This window comes from Rhodovulum sp. BSW8 (assembly GCF_003314725.1).
In the GTDB taxonomy this organism is placed as follows: domain Bacteria; phylum Pseudomonadota; class Alphaproteobacteria; order Rhodobacterales; family Rhodobacteraceae; genus Rhodovulum; species Rhodovulum visakhapatnamense.
Genome location: NZ_QNVX01000046.1, coordinates 1 through 1,504, shown reverse-complemented (window position 1 = coordinate 1,504; position 1,504 = coordinate 1). Strand labels below are relative to the sequence as shown.

The 1,504-nt window shown below is 64.2% G+C and carries 2 protein-coding genes and 1 tRNA gene; 1 reads left to right on the top strand and 2 read right to left on the bottom strand.

The window, feature by feature from the left end; translation table 11 throughout:
* Positions 1-77 (top strand) — tRNA-Met (locus DSD19_RS16745).
* On the opposite strand, the gene DSD19_RS22775 is transcribed toward DSD19_RS16745, so the two are convergent.
* Both DSD19_RS22775 and DSD19_RS22440 read right to left on the bottom strand, forming a co-directional pair.
* On the bottom strand, positions 34-903 hold the full coding sequence (locus DSD19_RS22775) for a recombinase zinc beta ribbon domain-containing protein (RefSeq protein WP_371412621.1): 870 nt from the start codon (positions 901-903) through the stop codon (positions 34-36). The two genes, DSD19_RS16745 and DSD19_RS22775, sit on opposite strands and share 44 nt — an antisense overlap.
* On the bottom strand, positions 831-1,504 hold a 674-nt coding region (locus DSD19_RS22440; RefSeq protein ID WP_243628074.1), incomplete at its 5' end, for a recombinase family protein. The genes DSD19_RS22440 and DSD19_RS22775, both read right to left, overlap by 73 nt.

The following is a 1,504-nucleotide window of genomic DNA, read 5'->3' as shown; positions in this document are numbered from 1 at the left end:
CGCGGGGTGGAGCAGCCCGGTAGCTCGTCAGGCTCATAACCTGAAGGTCGTAGGTTCAAATCCTACCCCCGCAACCATAGTCACTTGCCTAACGCCCGCGCTAACACCGCGGGCGTTGGCATTTTGACACATCCCATTGCCGCACAACGACAAAATCGACCCAAGCTCCCCATACAGCTCGATCACATGCCCGTTCGCGGCATCCGCGTCGGGGCTCAGCACGATCTTCTCGATCAGACCGCGCAGGATCTCCACCGCCTCGGGGCGGCTCTCCGGATCGTTCAGCGCAGCCGCCAGATCCGAAACCTTCGCCGCGTAAACATCCGCCAGCCCCGGGTGCAGGACCACCGGGCTCGGCGCGGGCAGGGCGGCCAGTTTTGCTTCAAACGCCGCCTTCTGCGCCTCCAGCGCATCCATCTTCGCCTTCATGCTCGGATGAAACATGCCTTCCGTGATCGCCGTGACGATGTTGTCGATCTCCTTCGTCACCTTCGACAGCGTACGCTCCGCCTCGACCCGTCCGGCCTCGGCCTCGAGCCGATCCTTCTCCATCTCCCGGTGAAACTCCGCGATGAACTCCGCCACCAGGTCAGGATGCATCAGCTGCGTCTTCAGCCCGTCCAGTACACGCGCTTCCAAATCGAGCCGCTTGATGGTCTTGCGATTGGTGCAGGTCCCGGAGTTCCGGGCCGCGGCGCAGCCCAGGCGGCTATCGCTGATCATGATATAGCCCGAGCCGCAGCAGCCGCAGGTCAGAAGCCCCGACAGCAGATAGCGCGGGCGATGGCCGCGCTCGATCTGGGGGGCGTCGGGATCGGCGGCCCGTTCGCTCAGGATATCTTCGCGGATTGCGCCCTGACGCTGTTTGACCCGAGACCAGAGGTCGTCTGCGATGATGCGCAAGGCCGGGGTGTCTTCGGTGATCCAGGCCTCCTGCGGGTTCGGCCGTGCCTGACGTTTGCCGGTATCGGGGTCTTTGACGAAGCGCTGCCGGTTCCCACCAGCTTGCCGATGTAGAGTTCGTTGTTGAGAATGCCCGTGCCGCGCTTCCAGTTCCCGGAGATCGTCGAAAAGGACCAGGTGCCCTTGCCCTTGCCGCCCGAGCGCGGGGCCGGAATGCCATCCCGGTTCAGGCCCGTCGCGATGGTTCGCGCGCTGCGCCCCCGATCATATTCCATGAAAATCCGCCGAATGATCACGGCCTCCGCCGCGTCGATCACCCGGTCTCCGGTCGTGAACGACCCGTCCGGCAGCGGCTGACGGTCCAGACGGTAGCCATAGCTGATCCCGCCCGCCGATTTGCCCGCCTTGACGCGGCCCTCAAGGCCCCGATGCGTCTTCTCGGCCAGGTTGCGCAGGAACAGCGCCGACATCGTGCCGCCAAGCCCGATATGCATCTCGCTGATCTCGCCCTCGGCTTTGGTGATGACCTGCCCCCCGCGAGATCCCTCAGTCTGATGTAGAGTCTGCTCAACCGCGAAGGAGCAGACGCATGCGAAAGAGC